The organism is Nocardioides sp. P4_G10, from assembly GCF_056401175.1.
In genome coordinates this window covers 271,541-286,526 of the sequence record NZ_JBFUJV010000001.1, presented here as the reverse complement: position 1 = coordinate 286,526, position 14,986 = coordinate 271,541, and the positions used below count along the sequence as shown (strand labels likewise).

General features: G+C 72.6%; 15 protein-coding genes. 6 read left to right on the top strand and 9 right to left on the bottom strand.

All coding sequences use genetic code 11. The annotated features are described in order from the left end of the window. Positions 1 to 2: 2 nt before the first annotated feature. On the bottom strand, positions 3 to 602 hold the full coding sequence (locus AC1DP1_RS01365) for a LysE/ArgO family amino acid transporter (RefSeq protein WP_477505308.1): 600 nt from the start codon (positions 600 to 602) through the stop codon (positions 3 to 5). 72 nt (positions 603 to 674) lie between these two features. Here AC1DP1_RS01365 and AC1DP1_RS01360 point away from each other — a divergent pair, with 72 nt between their 5' ends. Both AC1DP1_RS01360 and AC1DP1_RS01355 read left to right on the top strand, forming a co-directional pair. Then, positions 675 to 1,586, top strand: a complete 912-nt coding sequence (locus AC1DP1_RS01360) for a LysR family transcriptional regulator ArgP (RefSeq protein WP_477505307.1) — start codon at positions 675 to 677, stop codon at positions 1,584 to 1,586. Between the two features lie 170 nt (positions 1,587 to 1,756). Beyond that, complete coding sequence (locus tag AC1DP1_RS01355; RefSeq protein ID WP_457191464.1) at positions 1,757 to 2,515, top strand: hypothetical protein; 759 nt, start codon at positions 1,757 to 1,759, stop codon at positions 2,513 to 2,515. A 30-nt stretch (positions 2,516 to 2,545) separates the two neighbouring features. Here AC1DP1_RS01355 and AC1DP1_RS01350 read toward each other — a convergent pair whose 3' ends face one another. Genes AC1DP1_RS01350 through AC1DP1_RS01340 form a run of 3 tightly spaced genes read right to left on the bottom strand, consistent with a single transcriptional unit; the run spans position 2,546 to position 4,932 of the window. After that, complete coding sequence (locus tag AC1DP1_RS01350; RefSeq protein ID WP_457191462.1) at positions 2,546 to 3,313, bottom strand: amino acid ABC transporter ATP-binding protein; 768 nt, start codon at positions 3,311 to 3,313, stop codon at positions 2,546 to 2,548. Beyond that, positions 3,313 to 4,104 carry an amino acid ABC transporter permease gene (locus tag AC1DP1_RS01345; protein ID WP_477505306.1) on the bottom strand — a complete coding sequence of 264 codons (792 nt, stop codon included), beginning with the start codon at positions 4,102 to 4,104 and terminating at the stop codon, positions 3,313 to 3,315. The genes AC1DP1_RS01350 and AC1DP1_RS01345 overlap by 1 nt, the downstream gene beginning before the upstream one ends. A gap of 39 nt (positions 4,105 to 4,143) precedes the next feature. Next, positions 4,144 to 4,932, bottom strand: coding sequence for a transporter substrate-binding domain-containing protein (locus tag AC1DP1_RS01340; RefSeq protein WP_457191458.1), 789 nt, complete (start codon positions 4,930 to 4,932; stop codon positions 4,144 to 4,146). A gap of 53 nt (positions 4,933 to 4,985) precedes the next feature. On the opposite strand from AC1DP1_RS01340, the gene AC1DP1_RS01335 reads away from it, so the two are divergent. Beyond that, a complete protein-coding gene (locus tag AC1DP1_RS01335; RefSeq protein ID WP_477505305.1) occupies positions 4,986 to 5,522 on the top strand; it encodes a DUF1697 domain-containing protein in 537 nt (178 codons plus the stop codon). A gap of 21 nt (positions 5,523 to 5,543) precedes the next feature. Here the strand turns inward: AC1DP1_RS01335 and AC1DP1_RS01330 are convergent, their stop codons facing one another. The 4 genes from AC1DP1_RS01330 to AC1DP1_RS01315 form a co-directional block, all read right to left on the bottom strand. Next, positions 5,544 to 6,119, bottom strand: coding sequence for an isochorismatase family protein (locus AC1DP1_RS01330; RefSeq protein ID WP_477505304.1), 576 nt, complete (start codon positions 6,117 to 6,119; stop codon positions 5,544 to 5,546). A gap of 90 nt (positions 6,120 to 6,209) precedes the next feature. Then, positions 6,210 to 7,352 carry a methyltransferase domain-containing protein gene (locus AC1DP1_RS01325; protein WP_477505303.1) on the bottom strand — a complete coding sequence of 381 codons (1,143 nt, stop codon included), beginning with the start codon at positions 7,350 to 7,352 and terminating at the stop codon, positions 6,210 to 6,212. Positions 7,353 to 7,448: 96 nt separating this feature from the next. Further along, complete coding sequence (locus AC1DP1_RS01320) at positions 7,449 to 10,184, bottom strand: helix-turn-helix transcriptional regulator (protein ID WP_477505302.1); 2,736 nt, start codon at positions 10,182 to 10,184, stop codon at positions 7,449 to 7,451. Positions 10,185 to 10,242: 58 nt separating this feature from the next. Next, a complete protein-coding gene (locus tag AC1DP1_RS01315; protein WP_477505301.1) occupies positions 10,243 to 11,544 on the bottom strand; it encodes a nicotinate phosphoribosyltransferase in 1,302 nt (433 codons plus the stop codon). An 18-nt stretch (positions 11,545 to 11,562) separates the two neighbouring features. Between AC1DP1_RS01315 and clpS the strand changes: the two genes are divergently transcribed. From clpS to AC1DP1_RS01300, 3 genes are read left to right on the top strand one after another with little or no spacing between them, the layout of a single operon-like run. Further along, complete coding sequence (gene clpS / locus AC1DP1_RS01310) at positions 11,563 to 11,868, top strand: ATP-dependent Clp protease adapter ClpS (protein ID WP_457190600.1); 306 nt, start codon at positions 11,563 to 11,565, stop codon at positions 11,866 to 11,868. 1 nt (position 11,869) lies between these two features. After that, positions 11,870 to 12,460, top strand: a complete 591-nt coding sequence (locus AC1DP1_RS01305) for a DUF2017 domain-containing protein (protein ID WP_457190598.1) — start codon at positions 11,870 to 11,872, stop codon at positions 12,458 to 12,460. A 31-nt stretch (positions 12,461 to 12,491) separates the two neighbouring features. Continuing rightward, positions 12,492 to 13,697 (top strand): DUF429 domain-containing protein, encoded by a 1,206-nt coding sequence (locus AC1DP1_RS01300; protein WP_477505300.1) that lies wholly within the window; start codon positions 12,492 to 12,494, stop codon positions 13,695 to 13,697. A gap of 28 nt (positions 13,698 to 13,725) precedes the next feature. Here the strand turns inward: AC1DP1_RS01300 and AC1DP1_RS01295 are convergent, their stop codons facing one another. Beyond that, a complete protein-coding gene (locus AC1DP1_RS01295; protein ID WP_477505299.1) occupies positions 13,726 to 14,979 on the bottom strand; it encodes an MFS transporter in 1,254 nt (417 codons plus the stop codon). Between the last annotated feature and the right edge of the window lie 7 nt (positions 14,980 to 14,986).

Genomic DNA, 14,986 nt, shown 5'->3' with positions numbered 1-14,986 from the left:
CCTCAGTGCGCGATCAGGCCCACGCCGAGGGTGCCCATCACCACGGCGATCCCCGAGTCGAGGACGCGCCAGGCGCCGGGGCGGGCGAAGAGGCCGCGCAGGAGGCGGGCGCCGTAGCCCAGGCCGAAGAACCACAGCAGGCTCGCGACGAGGGTGCCGGTCAGGAACCACCAGCGGTCGGTGCCGAAGCTGTTGGCGACCGTGCCGAGCATGAGCACGGCGTCGAGGTAGAAGTGCGGGTTGAGCCAGGTCAGGGCGAGGGTGAGCAGCACCGCCCGGCCGACGGTGAGCGACGTCGACTCGCCTTCCTCGAGCGCCGCCGGTCGCCACGCGCGCATCGCTGCGTGCACGCCGAAGGCGATCAGGTAGAGCCCGCCGAGCAGCTGGGCCACCGGAAGGATCCCGGGCCAGCGCTCGAGCACGACGCCCAGGCCGGCCACGCCCGCGGTGATCGCGACGACGTCCGAGACCAGGCAGGTCAGCACGATCGGCAGGACGTGCTCGCCGCGGATCCCCTGACGCAGGAGGAACGCGTTCTGTGCGCCGATGGCGACGATGAGGGCGAGTCCGGTGAGCAGACCGGTGAGAGCAACCTGGAACATGAGGACAACGCTAGGTCGCTCAGCGTGTTCAATCCAGCGAAGGATTCTGGGCAATCATTAGGATGTCTAAGTATGAAAGACATCACCCAGCTCGACCCTGTGGCCCTGCGCACACTGGCGGTCGCCGTGCGGCTCGGCACCTTCGAGGCAGCCGCCCGGGAGCTGCACGTCACGCCCTCCGCGGTGAGCCAGCGGATCAAGGCGCTCGAGACCAGGATCGGCCGCGTCCTGCTGCACCGGGTCAAGCCGTTGGAGCCCACCGAGGCCGGTCTGGTGCTGGTCCGCCTGGCCACGCAGACCGAGCTCCTGGAGCGGGAGGCCGTCGCCGAGCTGGTCGAGGAGCCCGACGCGAGCGGGACGTCGTACGCCTCGCTCCCGATCGCGGTCAACGCGGACGCGCTCTACGGGTGGTTCGTCGACGCCCTCGCCGAGGTGCAGTCGCGGCACCGCGTGGTGTTCGAGGTGGTGCGCGAGGACCACACCCGCACCGCGGAGCGGCTGCGCCGCGGTGAGGTGGTCGCGGCGATCACCGGTGAGCCCAAGCCGGTGCCGGGGTGCCGGGTGGTGCGCCTCGGCCGGCTCCGGTACGCCGCGGTCGCCACCCGCGACTTCCACGGCACCCACTTCGCCGACGGCGTGGGGTCCGGCACGCTCGGCGAGGCGCCGATCGTGGCCTTCGACCGCAGCGACTCGCTGCAGCACGACTTCATCCGCCGAGTCACCCGCCGTCACCTCGCGCCGCCGGTGACCTACCTGCCGTCGGTGCGCGAGTTCGACCGCGCGATCCGGGTGGGCATGGGGTGGGGGCTCCTGCCGGAGTCCGACGTCGTCGACGAGCTCGACCGCGGCGAGCTCGTCGAGCTGGTGCCGGGCCGGCGGCCCGAGGTGCCGCTGTTCTGGCAGCACTGGCGGCTCGGGTCGGCGCTGGTCGACGACCTCACCGACGCTGTCGTGGGTGCGGCACGCGGCTGGATGGCCGGCTGAGCCCGGCCCGCGGCCGCTCGGACAAGATGTGGTGATTCCCCTGACAGCCACCGGAGCCGGACCTAGGCTCCGAGCGAGATCGAGCACGGAGCTCGTCACGACCTGATCGGGGAAACCCAGTGGCACGTCGTCGGAGCGCAACGTGGGCGTCCGCCCTCTGCGTCGGTCTGGTGCTCACCCTCAACGCCTGCGGTGGGTCCGGCGAGGCCGCCGCCACCAAGGGCGACGACTTCATGCTGGAGGGCGAGAAGCTCGAGGCACTCAACGGCCAGGTCGCCAAGATGGGCATCGTGGAGTGGCACGGCCAGCTGCTCACCAAGAACCCCGACACCGGGGGCAAGCGCATCTTCGACCTCGACGGCCGCTACAGCCCCTCGACGGGCTACAGCGAGCTCTCGATGGACTCCGCGATCGGCGGTGACGTCCAGCAGGTCGACTACCTCGTCGTCGCGGGCCGCACCTACTTCAACAGCGACGTCTGGGGCCCGAACGCCGCGGACTGCTGGGCCGACATCACCGAGGACAAGGAGGGACGCAGCTGGGCGCTGCCGACCGACCTCGACCCGACCTGGCCCGTCACCGCTGCCCGGGCGGTCAAGCTCGCCGGCGACGGCGTCGCCGTCGGGGTGCCGGCCAAGGCCGTGCTGACCGGCATGCCGCGCGGGCTCTTCCCCGCGGTTCCGGTGGCCCTCGACGACATCGAGGCCAGGGCGGTCGTCACCCCCCACGGCCACCTGATCGAGGTGGGCGTGGACGTCCTGAACATGTGGAACGCCCTCCCCGAGGAGGAGCTCGCCGCCATCGACACCCGCAAGGCGGGCTGGTGGGCGATGACGATGATGGAGTCGCCGGACGGCGCGAGCATCACGCCGCCCAAGTACGTCTTCGACCCCGCCGTCACCCCGCCCAGCCAGTGCAAGCGGGGCTGACCGGCTGACACACCGGCCACCGGTGCGGCGCTAGAGCACCTTCGACAGGAACGACTGCGTCCGCTCGTGGCGCGGGTCGGCGAGCACCTCGCGCGGGTCGCCCTCCTCGACGATCACTCCGTCGTCCATGAAGACGAGGTTGTCGCCCACCTCGCGGGCGAAGCCCATCTCGTGGGTGACGACCATCATCGTCATGCCCTCGGAGGCCAGGTCCTTCATGACCGCCAGCACGTCGCCGACCAGCTCCGGGTCGAGCGCGGACGTCGGCTCGTCGAAGAGCATCATGTCGGGGCTCATCGACAGCGCCCGGGCGATCGCGACGCGCTGCGACTGCCCTCCCGAGAGGTGGGCGGGGTAGGCCGACTCCTTCTCGGCCAGCCCGACCTTCGCCAGGTTGGCGCGAGCGATCTCGACCGCCTCGTCCTTCTTGCGGCCCTTGACCTTCTGCTGCGCGATGGTGAGGTTGCGCATCACCGTCATGTGCGGGAAGAGGTTGAACTGCTGGAACACCATCCCGATGCGCGAGCGCAGCTTGTCGACGTCGGCGTCGGGATCGGTGATCTCGTCGCCCTCGACGAAGATCTTGCCGCTGGTGGGGGTCTCGAGCATGTTGACGCAGCGCAGCAGCGTCGACTTTCCCGAGCCCGACGGTCCGATGACGCAGACGACCTGGCCCTGACCGACGTGGAAGTCGATGCCCTTGAGCACCTCGTTGTCGCCGAAGTACTTGTGCAGGTCCTGCACGTCGATCGCGGCAGCAGCCCGGTCGGCCGAGCGGTGGGTGGGGTGGGTGGTCATCAGCGGGCCCTCTCCGCGCGGCTCTCCATGCGGCGTACGACGATCGACAGCGGCACCGTGATCAGCAGGTAGCACAGGCCGATCACGATGATCGGGGTGAGGTTCGAGGCGGAGTTCATGGCCTCGCGGCCGAACTTGGTGAGCTCGTAGCCGGACAGTGCGAGACCGAGGATGTAGACGAGCGAGGAGTCCTTCGTCAGCAGGATCAGCTCGTTGGTCAGCGGCGGGAGGATGATGCGGAACGCCTGCGGCACGACCACGCTGATCATGGCCCTGCTGTGCGACATGCCGAGCGACCGCGCAGCCTCCATCTGCCCCTTCGGCACCGCCTGGATGCCGGCACGGATGGTCTCTGCCATGTAGGCGCCGCCGACGAGGCCGAGTGCGAGGGTGACGACCCCGAGGTTGCCGAAGGGGATCTCGTAGCGGGGAAAGGCGAGGTTGAAGCCCACGCTGAGCGCGATGAAGACGACCAACGCGGGCAGCCCACGGAACAGCTCGATGATCCCTGTCGCGATCCACCGGTAGGGCCCCACGCTCGACAGGCGCATGAGTGCCAGCACCAGCCCGAGCACGAGCCCGAAGGTGAAGCCGCACGCGGTGTAGATGATCGTGTTCTTGAGCGCGATGGTGATGACGTCGGGGAACTGCTCCTTGACCAGGTCCCAGTTCCAGAAGGCCCGCTGGATCTGCTCCCAGTCAGCGATGAACGCGATGGCCAGCAGCACGACCACCAGCACGGCGTACTGGACGTAGCGCCACCGGGCTGCACGCTGACGGGGACTCGCCATGGGCTCACATCACCTTGCTCGGGAGGGGCTGGGGAGGCGTCACTGGGTGGGGGCGGTGCCGAACCACTTCTCGTAGACCGCGTCGTAGTCGTCGCTCGCGATGCCGTCGTTGATGGCGGCGAGCAGCTCGTCGTTGCCGCCCTTCTTCACCGAGAAGCCGTACTCCTCGCCCGTCTCGAACTCGGTGACCACCTCGACGTCGTCGTTCTGGCTGACGAAGTAGTTGAGCAGGCCGTTGTCGTTGACGCCGGCGTCGGTCTTGCCGGTCCGGACCGCCTGCTGCATCAGGGAGGAGTCCTCGAAGGAGATGATCTCCGCATCGTCGGGGGCGTTCTCCCGCACGTAGTCGGCGCCGGTCGTGCCGTCCTGGACCGCGATCTTCTTGCCGGCCAGGTCCTCGAGCGAGGTGATGCCGGAGCCGGTCTTGGTCATCAGGGCCTGCGTGGCCTTGAAGTAGGGGTCGGTGAAGTCCATCACCGCGGCGCGCTCGTCGTTGATCGTCATGGCACCGGCCCCGACGTCGCACTGCCCGGTGTTGAGGGCCTCGCCCGTCGTGATCGTCTCCCACGCGACGTCGAGGACCTCGGTCTCGAGCCCTTCGTTCTCGGCGGCGATCTCCAGCACGCCCGGGTCGAAGCCGACGACCTCGCCGCCCTCGGTGAACTCGAAGGGCTCGTAGGGGAGGTGGGTGCAGATGGTCAGGGTGCCGTCCTTGACCAGCTCGATGCCCGACTCGGTGGTCGTGGAGGTGTCGTCCTTGGCGCACCCGCTGATGGTGAGGGCGAGGGCGGCAGCGCTGACGACGGTGGCGAGAGCTCGAGTCTTCATGGGGCTCACCCTAGACCTGACCGACCACGGTTCCCGGCAGGCATACTCCCGGTGTGCCCACCTACGTCGCCTTCCTGCGCGCCATCAACCTCGGCGCGAAGCGCAAGTTCCCCAAGGACGCCATCAAGGCCGCGACGGAGGCGGCAGGTGGCCGCGACGTGGAGACCTACATCAACACCGGCAACGTCCGCCTGACCCACTCGGCACGCTCGGTGGCGAAGGTGCAGGCGGCGCTGGAGGAGGCGTACGCCGCGGCGGCGGGGTTCGAGGTCCCGACGATCGTCTTCACCACGAAGGACCTCGCCGCGCTCACGGCCAGGGCCGAGGAGCTGCACGCCGAGCACGACCCGGCGGGCCAGCACTACGTCACGCTCTACTCCGCCGCCCCGACCGCCGCGGCCGTCGAGGCCGCCCACGCGCTCCAGCAMGAGGGGGAGACCGTGGTGGTCGACGGCCGTGCCGCCTACGTCCTGCTCGAGGGCAACATCCACACCTCGAAGCTCCTGGCGTCGAAGGAGGTCACGGCGCTCGGGAAGGGCACCGCGCGCACCGTGAAGGTGCTGCGCACCGTCACCGAGAAGTGGTGCTGACCGGCGGGATCGGGTGGGCGGTCAGGCGATCTCGACGCCGGCGCCGGCCAGCTCGGTGATCGCGGCGGACGTGGACTCCTCGGCCACGCCGGCGCACAGGGCGGTCAGCACCCGCGTGGTGAACCCCTCGCCGGCGCTGTGGAGCGCCGTGGCGCGCACGCAGTGGTCCGTGGCGATGCCGCACACGTCGACCTCCTCCACCTGGCGGGCCCGCAGCCAGTCGCTCAGCGGGTCGCCCGACGACGTACGCCCCTCGAAGCCGCTGTAGGCCGCCTCGTGCTCGCCCTTGTAGAAGACCTCGTCGAAGGGCTGCGGGTCGAGGTTCGGGTGGAACGCGGCCCCCTCGGTGCCGACCTTGCAGTGCACCGGCCACGAGTCGACGAAGTCCGGCTTCACCGACCAGTGCGACCCCGGGTCGACGTGGTGGTCCTTGGTGGCGACGACGACGTCGTACGCCGGCGCGTCGTCCGCCTGCGCGTGCCAGCGGTGCAGCAGGTCGTTGATGCCCGCCGCCACCCGGGCACCGCCGGAGACGGGGAGTGAACCGCCCTCGCAGAAGTCGTTCTGGACGTCGACGACGATCAGGGCACGGGCCATGTCCCGAGGCTAGCGGGGCACGGACGTCGGGGCAGCCCTCCCCACCCCGTGGGAAGGCTGCCCCGGTCCTGGACTCGTGCGGTCCCGGCGTCAGCGGCGGGTCGCCGTGACGATCCGGTACTCCCAGTCGACGACCAGGCCGTCGCCCTCACCACGGTCGTGCGACTCGGCGAGCGCGACCAGGTCGGCCCGGAGCGCGGCGCGTCCCTCGTCGTCCAGCCGGCTCGCTGCCGCGAAGGTGGGTCCGTAGTAGGTGAGGAACAGGTCGGCGAACGCGGCGCCGTCGGTGAAGCGCTGGGTGACCGTGGCGGTCACCGAGCCCACGTCGGTGACGCCGTCGCCGAGCAGGCCGGCGACGACCTCCTCGGTGCCCCACCGCGTGGCGGGCTGCGCGCCCGGCGGGGGCGAGACGTGGGCGCCCACCGTGCGGAGGATGCCCCCGACGAAGCCCTCGGGCGTCCAGCTCGCGAGCCCGATGCGCCCGCCGGGGCGGGTCACCCGGACCAGCTCGCGCGCGGCCGCGTCGTGGTCCGCGGCGAACATGACGCCGATCGCGGAGAGGACGACGTCGAACGAGGCGTCCTCCTGGGGGAGGTGCTCGGCGTCGGCCTCGACCAGCTCGACGACCAGGTCCTCGGCCTCCGCGCGGCGGCGGGCGATCTCGAGGAGCCCGGGTACGTAGTCGATGCCGACCGACTCGGCCGACCGGCGTGCGGCGGCGAGGGCGACGTGGCCGGTGCCGGTCGCGACGTCGAGCACCCGTTCGTTCGGACTGACCCCGACGTGGTCCACGAGGTGCTCGGACACCGGGACCGTCAGGGCGGCGATCTTGTTGTAGTCGCCACTGCTCCAGACCTTCTGCTGCTTGTCGCGCAGCTCGGTGAGGTCCGGCGTGCCGGTCGTGGTGCTGCTGTTGGTGGTGCTGGTCATGCTGGTTCCTTTCGTGGTGCCGTCCGGCGACTCCTGTGCGCCGGCGACGGACGTGGTGGCCGCGGAGACGTGCTCGAGCCGGAGTCCGGCCCGCCCCACCGCCTCGGTGACCAGGTCGACCGAGTCGGCGTCGTACAGCAGGAAGCACGTCTCGTCCTCGGGGACGAAGAACGACTGCAGGTAGCGCACCGCCCGGCCCTCCCGGGTCAGGTCGGCGCCGGCCTGCTCCGCCACCGCGACGTGGTGCTTCGCGACGGCGTGGTCGCCCTGTGCGACGTAGAGCTCGACGAGGTACTCGGCCATGGCTCCACGGTGCTCCCCCGGGACGGGGTGCCGAAACTGCGGATGACCCGAGGAATTGACCCCGGGAACAACCCCAGTTGACAGGCGCGGGGCGGCTCAGCCGGTTGTGTCGTCGAGCTCCGCCAGGCGCGGCGCGAGCTCCATCCGGGACCGGATGCCGAGCTTGGTGTAGGCGTTGCGGAGGTGGAACTCGACCGTGCTGACGGTGACCACCAGCGTCCGCGCGATCTCCTTGTTGGCCAGCCCCTGCACGGCGAGGTCGGCCACCCGGCGCTCGGTGGTGGTGAGGCGCCCGGGGGAGCTCGGGCGGCGGGCGCCGACCCGTTCGAGGTCGGCGCGCGCGGCGTCGGCCCAGCCGGGAGCGCCCTGCTCCTCGAAGAGGCGCACCGCGCGCTCGAGGGAGTCGCGGGCGCCGCCCCACTTGCGCGCGCGTCGCTGCGCCCGGCCCAGCGCGAGCCAGGTCCTCGCCGACTCGGCCGCGAGCCCGCGCTCGTCGTACGCCGTGGCGACCCCCGCCAGCGCCTGCGCCTCCTGGTCGGACCACGCGCCCGCGAGGGAGACCGTCGCGGCTCCGCGGGCGGCGGTGAGCCGGGCCCACGCATGGTCCTGCAGGTCGGCGGTCTCGTGCAGCGCGTCGACGACCGTGCACGCGTCGTCGAGGTCGCCGGTCTCGACGAGCGCCTCGACGAGGTCGGGGGCGGCGGGGAAGGCGCCGGGGTCGAGCACCCCCTGGTCGCGCGTGTGGGCCCAGACCGCGTGCAGGTGACGGACCGCCTCCTCGGGACGGTGGTCGAGCAGGGCCGCCACCCCGAGCGCCCGCGTCGCCTCCAGCCAGTCCCAGCGGATCCCGGTCTCCTCGGCCTGCGCGACGGCGCGCTCGCCCCACTCGCGCGCATCGGAGGCGTCCCCGCGGCCGGCGGCGAGCAGGCTGCGGCACCGCTCGTACATCGGCCAGTGGAGCAGGCTGCTGTCGAGCGACGTGGCCCACTCGTCGAGGAGCTCCTCGGCGTCGTCCCACCGGCCCAGGCGCAGCTCGAGCTCGCAGAGGTGGAGCCGGGCGAGGGCGTACGGGTTGGGCTCGCCCCGGTCGGCGGCGAGCGAGCGGAACGCCTCGAACCGCTGCCGGGCGGGTCCCGGCTCCCCGCGCCACACGTGCTGCTGCCCGGCCACGCGCCCGGGCGTCCGGGCGAGGTACGTCGACCCGCTCGCGAGCGCCTCGTAGCGCTCGAGGAGGCCGTCGAGGGGTCGCCCGCGCAACGCGGACGTCCAGACCCGGGTGTAGAGCGCGAGCCGCTGGTCGCCACCGGAGCCGGAGGCGGACGCGTCGACGGCCTCGGCCGCCCGCCCGTCGGCGACGGCGACGTTGCGGACCTCGATGACGGCCTCGTTCTCCGCGAGGTGGCAGAGCACCCGCAGGCGCAGGGCGTGGTCGTCGCCGGCCTCGTCGAGGGCGCGCTGGAGGAGCGCGAGGATGTCGTCGTTGCCGTGCACGACGCCGCCGGTGAGGAGCACGTGCGCCCGCACCCGGTCGGCCCGCGCGGGGAGGCCGGCCGCGCGAGGGGTGAGCAGCTCGGTCAGCCGCTGCTTCTCCCCGGCCATCTGCAGCAGCTTGGCCAGCAGCATCACCCGCCCCGCGTCGGCGTCGCCGGGCGGGGTGAGGCGCAGGGCGTGGCCGGCGAGGTCGGCGGCCAACCGGATCGAACCGCGCGCGGACGCCCGCGCGACCGCCCCGTCGAGCCGGGCCGCGAGCGCCGGGTCGGGCTCGGTGGCGGCGAGAGCGAGGTGCAGCACCCGGCGCTGGTCGTCGGTGACGACGACTGCCAGGTCGGCGTGGAGACGTCGTACGTCGTCGGCCGACGCGGCACGCCGGGCGACCTCGGCCAGCAGCGGGTGGGCCGGCCGGACCCGCTCCCCGTCCAGGCCGACGACACCGGCGGTGTACGCGTGCTCCAGCACGTCCGGTCCGGCGAGCTCGCGCACCTGCGGGGTGCGCAGGTCGGCGTCGAGCGCCAGCGCGAGCAGCAGCCGGCGGGTGGCCGGGTCGAGGTCGGCGACGCGGAGGTCGAGGAGGTCCTCGACCGCGTCGGGGACGGGCAGCTCGTCGCCGATCGCCGCCGGGTCCCGAACCGCCAGCAGCCGGCCGACCTCCAGGGCGAAGAGCGGGTTGCCCAGCGTCGTGTCGTAGACGCGCCGGAGCAGGTGGTGGGGGAGCCGCAGGCCGAGCCGGGTCGCGAGGATCTGCCGGGTGCCGCCGAGGGTCGTCGCCCGCACCACGAGCCGGTCGACCCGGTCGTCGCCGAACGCGCCCTCGACCCCGCTGCGGGGGCCGGGGCGACGGGCGAGGAGGACGGTCACCCGGTCCTGCAGCCGGCGCGCCGCGTAGGCGAGCGCGGCCAGCGACGACCGGTCGAGCCACTGCAGGTCGTCGACGGCCACGAGGAGGTGCCGCTCGCGGGACAGGGAACGCAGGGCCGAGAGGAGCGCGAGCGAGACCACCTGCTCGGTGGCAGGCTGCTCGCCGGGCTCGGCCCGGTAGAGCGCCACCTCCAGCGCGTGCAGCTGCGGCGGGGGGACCGACGTGAGCTCATCCACCGCGACCTCGTCGAGCAGGTCGATCAGCCCCGCGAAGGGGAGTCCCGTCTCGGACGCGCTGCCCCGCGCCGCCAGCACCCGCATCCCGCGGTCCCGGCCCCCGGCCAGGCCCTGCTCCCACAGGCTGGTCTTGCCGATGCCCGGCTCGCCCTCGAGCACCAGCGCCCGCACCGAGGTCGGCTCGCGGTCGAGCACCTCGGCGATCAGCTCGAGCTCGGCGTCGCGCGCGACGAGACCCATGTCGGCATGATGACAGCCGACGGGCCGTGGGGCATCGGGAAAAAGTCGCCCCAGCCGCTCAGGGGCCCCGGTGCACCGTCGGGATCACCGGCTCCCCGGCCGACATCATCGTCACGGAGCGGGGCAGCTCGGCGACCGACGCACGGTGGCGGGTCCGGGCCTCCTCGAGCGTCGCGCGGCCGACGACCTCGCCGTCACGCACGAGCGGGACGAGCAGGGCGCGGTCGTCACCGTCGTCCTCCGGCGGCGCGCCGATCCCCACGACCTCGGCCTCCGCGATCCCGCTCGGGCCACGCCGGCGCAGGGCGTACTTCCGCCCGCCGATGGACTGCTTGTCCGTCGACTTCTTCGCCACCGACACCAGCTCGCCGGCGTCGTCCTCGCGCGCCACCAGCTTGTAGACGAAGCCGCACGTCGGGTGGCCCGAGCCGGTGACCAGCTGGGTCCCCACGCCGTAGGCGTCGACCGGCGCCGCAGCGAGGGCAGCGATGGCGTGCTCGTCGAGGTCGCTGGTCACCACGATGCGGGTGGCGCTCGCCCCGAGGCCGTCGAGCTGGGCGCGCACCTCACGGGCGACCTCGCCGAGGTCGCCGGAGTCGAGGCGGACCGCCCCGAGGCCGGTGCCGGCCACCTCGACCGCGAGGCGTACGGCCTCGGCGACGTCGTAGGTGTCGACCAGCAGCGTCGTGCCCACGCCGAGGGTCTGCACCTGCGCCCGGAAGGCGTCGGCCTCGGCGTCGTGGAGCAGCGTGAAGGAGTGGGCGGCGGTGCCGGTGGACGGCACCCCGTAGCGGGCGCGGGCGGCCAGGTTGCTGGAGGCGTCGAAGCCGGCGACGTACGCCGCCCGCGCGGCCGCGACCGCGGCCTCCTCGTGGGTGCGGCGCGACCCCATCTCGATGCACGGGCGGCCACCTGCCGCAAGCGTCATCCGGGACGCAGCCGACGCGATCGCCGAGTCGTGGTTGTAGACGGACAGCAGGACGGTCTCGAGGAGGACGGCCTCGGCGAAGGTCCCCTCGACCACCAGCAGCGGCGAGTAGGGGAAGTAGGCCTCGCCCTCGGCGTAGCCCCACACGTCGCCGGAGAAGCGGTAGGAGCCGAGCCACTCGAGCATGTCGGGGTCGACGATCCCCTCGAGCGCGGCCAGCGCGGCGGCGTCGAAGCGGAAGTCCTCGATCGCGTCCAGCGCCCGCCCGACCCCGGCCACGACGCCGTAGCGGCGACCCGGTGGGAGCCGCCGCGGGAACAGCTCGAAGACCGCCCGCCGGTCGGCCGTCCCGGACTGCCTCGCCGCCTGCACCATGGTCAGCTCGTAGTGGTCGGTCAGGAGCGCCGATGACCTACGGGGTGAGCTCGTCACGACCGACACTGTGCCACGATGGGCAACGTGTCAGCCGCCAGTCCCGTAGAGGTCGAGCCGACCCTCACACCCGATGAGATCACCTTCCTGGCCAAGCCGTGGGTGACCCTCGTGTGGGACGACCCGGTCAACCTGATGTCCTACGTCGCCTACGTGTTCCAGAAGTACTTCGGCTACGACAAGGCGAAGTCCGAGAAGCTGATGCTCGAGGTGCACACCGAGGGCAGGTCGGTGGTCTCGACCGGCACGCGCGAGGAGATGGAGCGCGACGTGCAAGCCATGCACGAGTACGGACTCTGGGCGACGATGGAGAAGGCGTCCTGAGGTGAGCGGGTTCGAACGACACCGCAGGTCCGGCCGCGTGATCGCCACCTTCACCGGCTTCGAGGCCGATCTCCTGCGCTCCCTCGCCTCGCAGATGGTCGAGCTGCTGCGCAACGAGCGCGCCGAGCCCGCGGCACCCACCGCCGACGCGTTCGAGGCGATGATGGCCGAGTTCTCCGGTGCCACGACCATCCCCGAGGACCCCGTGCTCGCGCGGCTCTTCCCGACCGCCTACACCGACGACGAGGAGTCGGCCGCCGACTTCCGCCGCTTCACCGAGAGCGGGCTGCGCGACGGCAAGGCCGCGGCGGCGGGGTCGATCATCGACACGCTCGAGGACGCCGGGCTCCCGCCCGAGCTGACGGAGGACGGCCTCGTCATCGACGTCGAGCTCACCCATGCCGACGCCGAGGCCTGGATGCGGGCCTTCACCGACATCCGGCTCGCGCTCGCCACCCGGCTCGGCGTGGAGGCCGGGGACGAGCACTACTGGCACTCACTGCCCGACGACGACCCGCGCGCCCAGGCGCACGACATCTACGAGTGGGTGGGCTACCTGCAGGAGACGGTCGTCGAGGCCCTCACCTCGTGATCGACCCTGCCACCGACCTCGTGACGGTCCCGTGAGCCCCGTCCCGGACTTCGTCCTCGCGCTGCGGGACAAGATCGGTCACGACCCGCTGTGGCTGCCGGGGGTCACGGCCGTCGTACGACGTGGCGACCAGGTGCTGCTCGTGCGCCGCGCCGACAACGGTCACTGGACCCCGATCACCGGGATCCCCGACCCGGGGGAGGAGCCGGCTGTCGCCGCGGCCCGCGAGGCGCTGGAGGAGACCGGTGTCCGGATCCGGGTGGACCGGCTCGCCGCGACGGGTGTCCACGGCGAGATCGTCCACGCCAACGGCGACCGCGCGACCTACCTCGACCTCACGTTTGCCTGCACCTGGCTCGAGGGCGAGGCCCACGTGGCCGACGACGAGTCGAGCGACGTGCGGTGGTGGCCCCTGTCGGCGCTGCCGCCGATGAGCGACATCATGACCGCACGCCTCGAGGCCGCCACGAGCGGCGAGACCGCGGCACGGTTCGTGGGCCCCGTGGGTGCCGACGACGAGGCGCCGCCGCCGGTCCTCGCTCCGCCGGCGCCCGTGCTCGGCGTGGACGCCTGCCCGGCCGGGTGGGTCGGGGTCGTGATCGACCCGCAGCGCCGCGCCTCGGTCTTCGTCGCCCCCGACATCACCGGCCTCATCGACCTGGTCCGCGAGCGGCACGACGTCCCGGTGGTCGCGGTCGACATCCCGATCGGGCTGCCCGACGCGGGCGGACGGCAGGCCGACGCCGAGGCCCGTCGCGCGCTCGTCGGCAAGGCCTCGTCGGTGTTCTCCACCCCGGTGCGCGCCGCGGTCGAGGCCGCCACCTACGAGGAGGCGCGGGCGGCCAACCTCGCGGCGACCGATGGGCGCACCAGCGTCAGCGCCCAGGCGTACGCCCTGCGCGAGAAGGTGCTGCAGGTCGACGCGTGGGTGCGGGGACGGCCCGGCGCACGCGTGATCGAGGTCCACCCCGAGGTGAGCTTCGCCCGGATGGCCGGAGCGCCGCTGCTGGCGCGGAAGAAGGACGCCGACGGCGTCCGCGCCCGCCGCGAGGCGCTCGCCGCGCACGGCATCGTGGCGCCCGCGTGGTTCCGGGGCGCGGGATTCGGCGAGGACGACCTGCTCGACGCCTGCGCCGTCGCGTGGACGGCCGTACGCCACGCGCTGGGGGTCTCCGAGTCGTACCCCGAGGTGCCCGAGGTGTTCTCCGACGGGATCCCGGCGGCCATCTGGGTCTGAGGCCGCGCACGTGCGGCGGTCGTCGCCCTCAGCCGGAGTGCGTGAGCACGCCGTAGCGCTCCCGCGAGGCGAGCGCCCAGCGCGAGGCGGGCACCGAGACCAGGGCGACGCCCAGCATCAGTGCCGCCAGCACCAGCCAGCCGGTCTCGCCCATCTCGACGCACAGCAGCGTCACCAGCGGGGGTCCGACGACGGCGATCACGCTGAAGCCGAGCCCGGCGAAGCCTTGGTACTGGCCCTGCCGCTCGTGCGGTGCGAGGCCCATCTGCAGGCCCCACTGACCACCCGAGCCGATCATCTCGCCGACGACGTGCACCAGCGACCCGACGACGAGCACCACGACGGCGAACGTGGCGTCGCCGCGGTCGGCGAGGGCCACGATGGCGAAGCCGGCCGCGATCCACACGGCTCCGCGGACCAGCGCGCGGGCACCGGCCTCGACGGAGTCGGCCCGGCGCGAGAGCCGCACCTGGAAGAGCGCGACGCAGGCGGTGTTGAGGACGAGGAGGACCGCGACCATCACCGGCGGTGCCGCGGTGCGCTCGGAGATGTAGAGCGCCAGGCCGAGCTCCATCACGAAGAAGTGGAGCGAGAACAGTCCCGTCAGCGCCACCACCACCACGTAGGGCCAGTCGCGCAGCACGGCGAGGCGGGGCTCGCCCTCAAGGCGCACGTACGCCGGCAGGTCCGGCAGTCGGGTGGAGTTCCACGCCGCGAAACCGGTGAAGACGGCGTTGAGCACGAACACCGAGATGTAGGCCCACGACTCGTCGACGACGAGCGCCGCGCCGCCGAAGACCGAGCCGAGCCCGATCGCGGTGTTGGTCACCGCCCGCAGGTAGGCCTTGAACTGCACGCCGCGCCCGCCGGTGGCCAGCTGCGCGATGACGCCCTGCTGGACCGAGCCGGCCGAGCGCTCGAAGAGGGTGAGCATGGCCAGCAGCAGCGCGAGCTGCCACGGCGTACGCGCCAGGACGGGTAGCGCGCTCGTGAGGGCGGCGCCCACCATGCAGACCGTCAGCACCCGGCGCGGGCCGTGGGTGTCGCCGAGCTGGCCGGCGGGCACCTGGACGAGGATCCCGACGACGGCGGCGACCGCCAGGGCGAGGGCCACCTCGGCGGCGCTGAAGCCCACCTGCCGGGTGAAGTAGAGGGCGCTGGTCGTCATGACCGCGCCGGCGCCGAACCGGTTGGCGAACGAGCCGAGCGCCAGGACCCGGAGGTCGCGCTCGAGCGGGATGCCGCGGCGCGTCAACGGCGCCTGCGCGTGCGACAACGACATGTGGCTC

Excerpts from the sequence above, each read along its gene's own strand:
- AC1DP1_RS01365 (WP_477505308.1), bottom strand. The coding sequence starts at position 602 with ATGTTCCAGGTTGCTCTCACCGGTCTGCTCACCGGACTCGCCCTCATC.
- AC1DP1_RS01360 (WP_477505307.1), top strand. The coding sequence starts at position 675 with ATGAAAGACATCACCCAGCTCGACCCTGTGGCCCTGCGCACACTGGCG.
- AC1DP1_RS01350 (WP_457191462.1), bottom strand. The coding sequence starts at position 3,313 with ATGACCACCCACCCCACCCACCGCTCGGCCGACCGGGCTGCTGCCGCG.
- AC1DP1_RS01345 (WP_477505306.1), bottom strand. The coding sequence starts at position 4,104 with ATGGCGAGTCCCCGTCAGCGTGCAGCCCGGTGGCGCTACGTCCAGTAC.
- AC1DP1_RS01340 (WP_457191458.1), bottom strand. The coding sequence starts at position 4,932 with ATGAAGACTCGAGCTCTCGCCACCGTCGTCAGCGCTGCCGCCCTCGCC.
- AC1DP1_RS01330 (WP_477505304.1), bottom strand. The coding sequence starts at position 6,119 with ATGGCCCGTGCCCTGATCGTCGTCGACGTCCAGAACGACTTCTGCGAG.
- AC1DP1_RS01325 (WP_477505303.1), bottom strand. The coding sequence starts at position 7,352 with ATGGCCGAGTACCTCGTCGAGCTCTACGTCGCACAGGGCGACCACGCC.
- AC1DP1_RS01320 (WP_477505302.1), bottom strand. The coding sequence starts at position 10,184 with ATGGGTCTCGTCGCGCGCGACGCCGAGCTCGAGCTGATCGCCGAGGTG.
- clpS (WP_457190600.1), top strand. The coding sequence starts at position 11,563 with ATGGGCAACGTGTCAGCCGCCAGTCCCGTAGAGGTCGAGCCGACCCTC.
- AC1DP1_RS01295 (WP_477505299.1), bottom strand. The coding sequence starts at position 14,979 with ATGTCGTTGTCGCACGCGCAGGCGCCGTTGACGCGCCGCGGCATCCCG.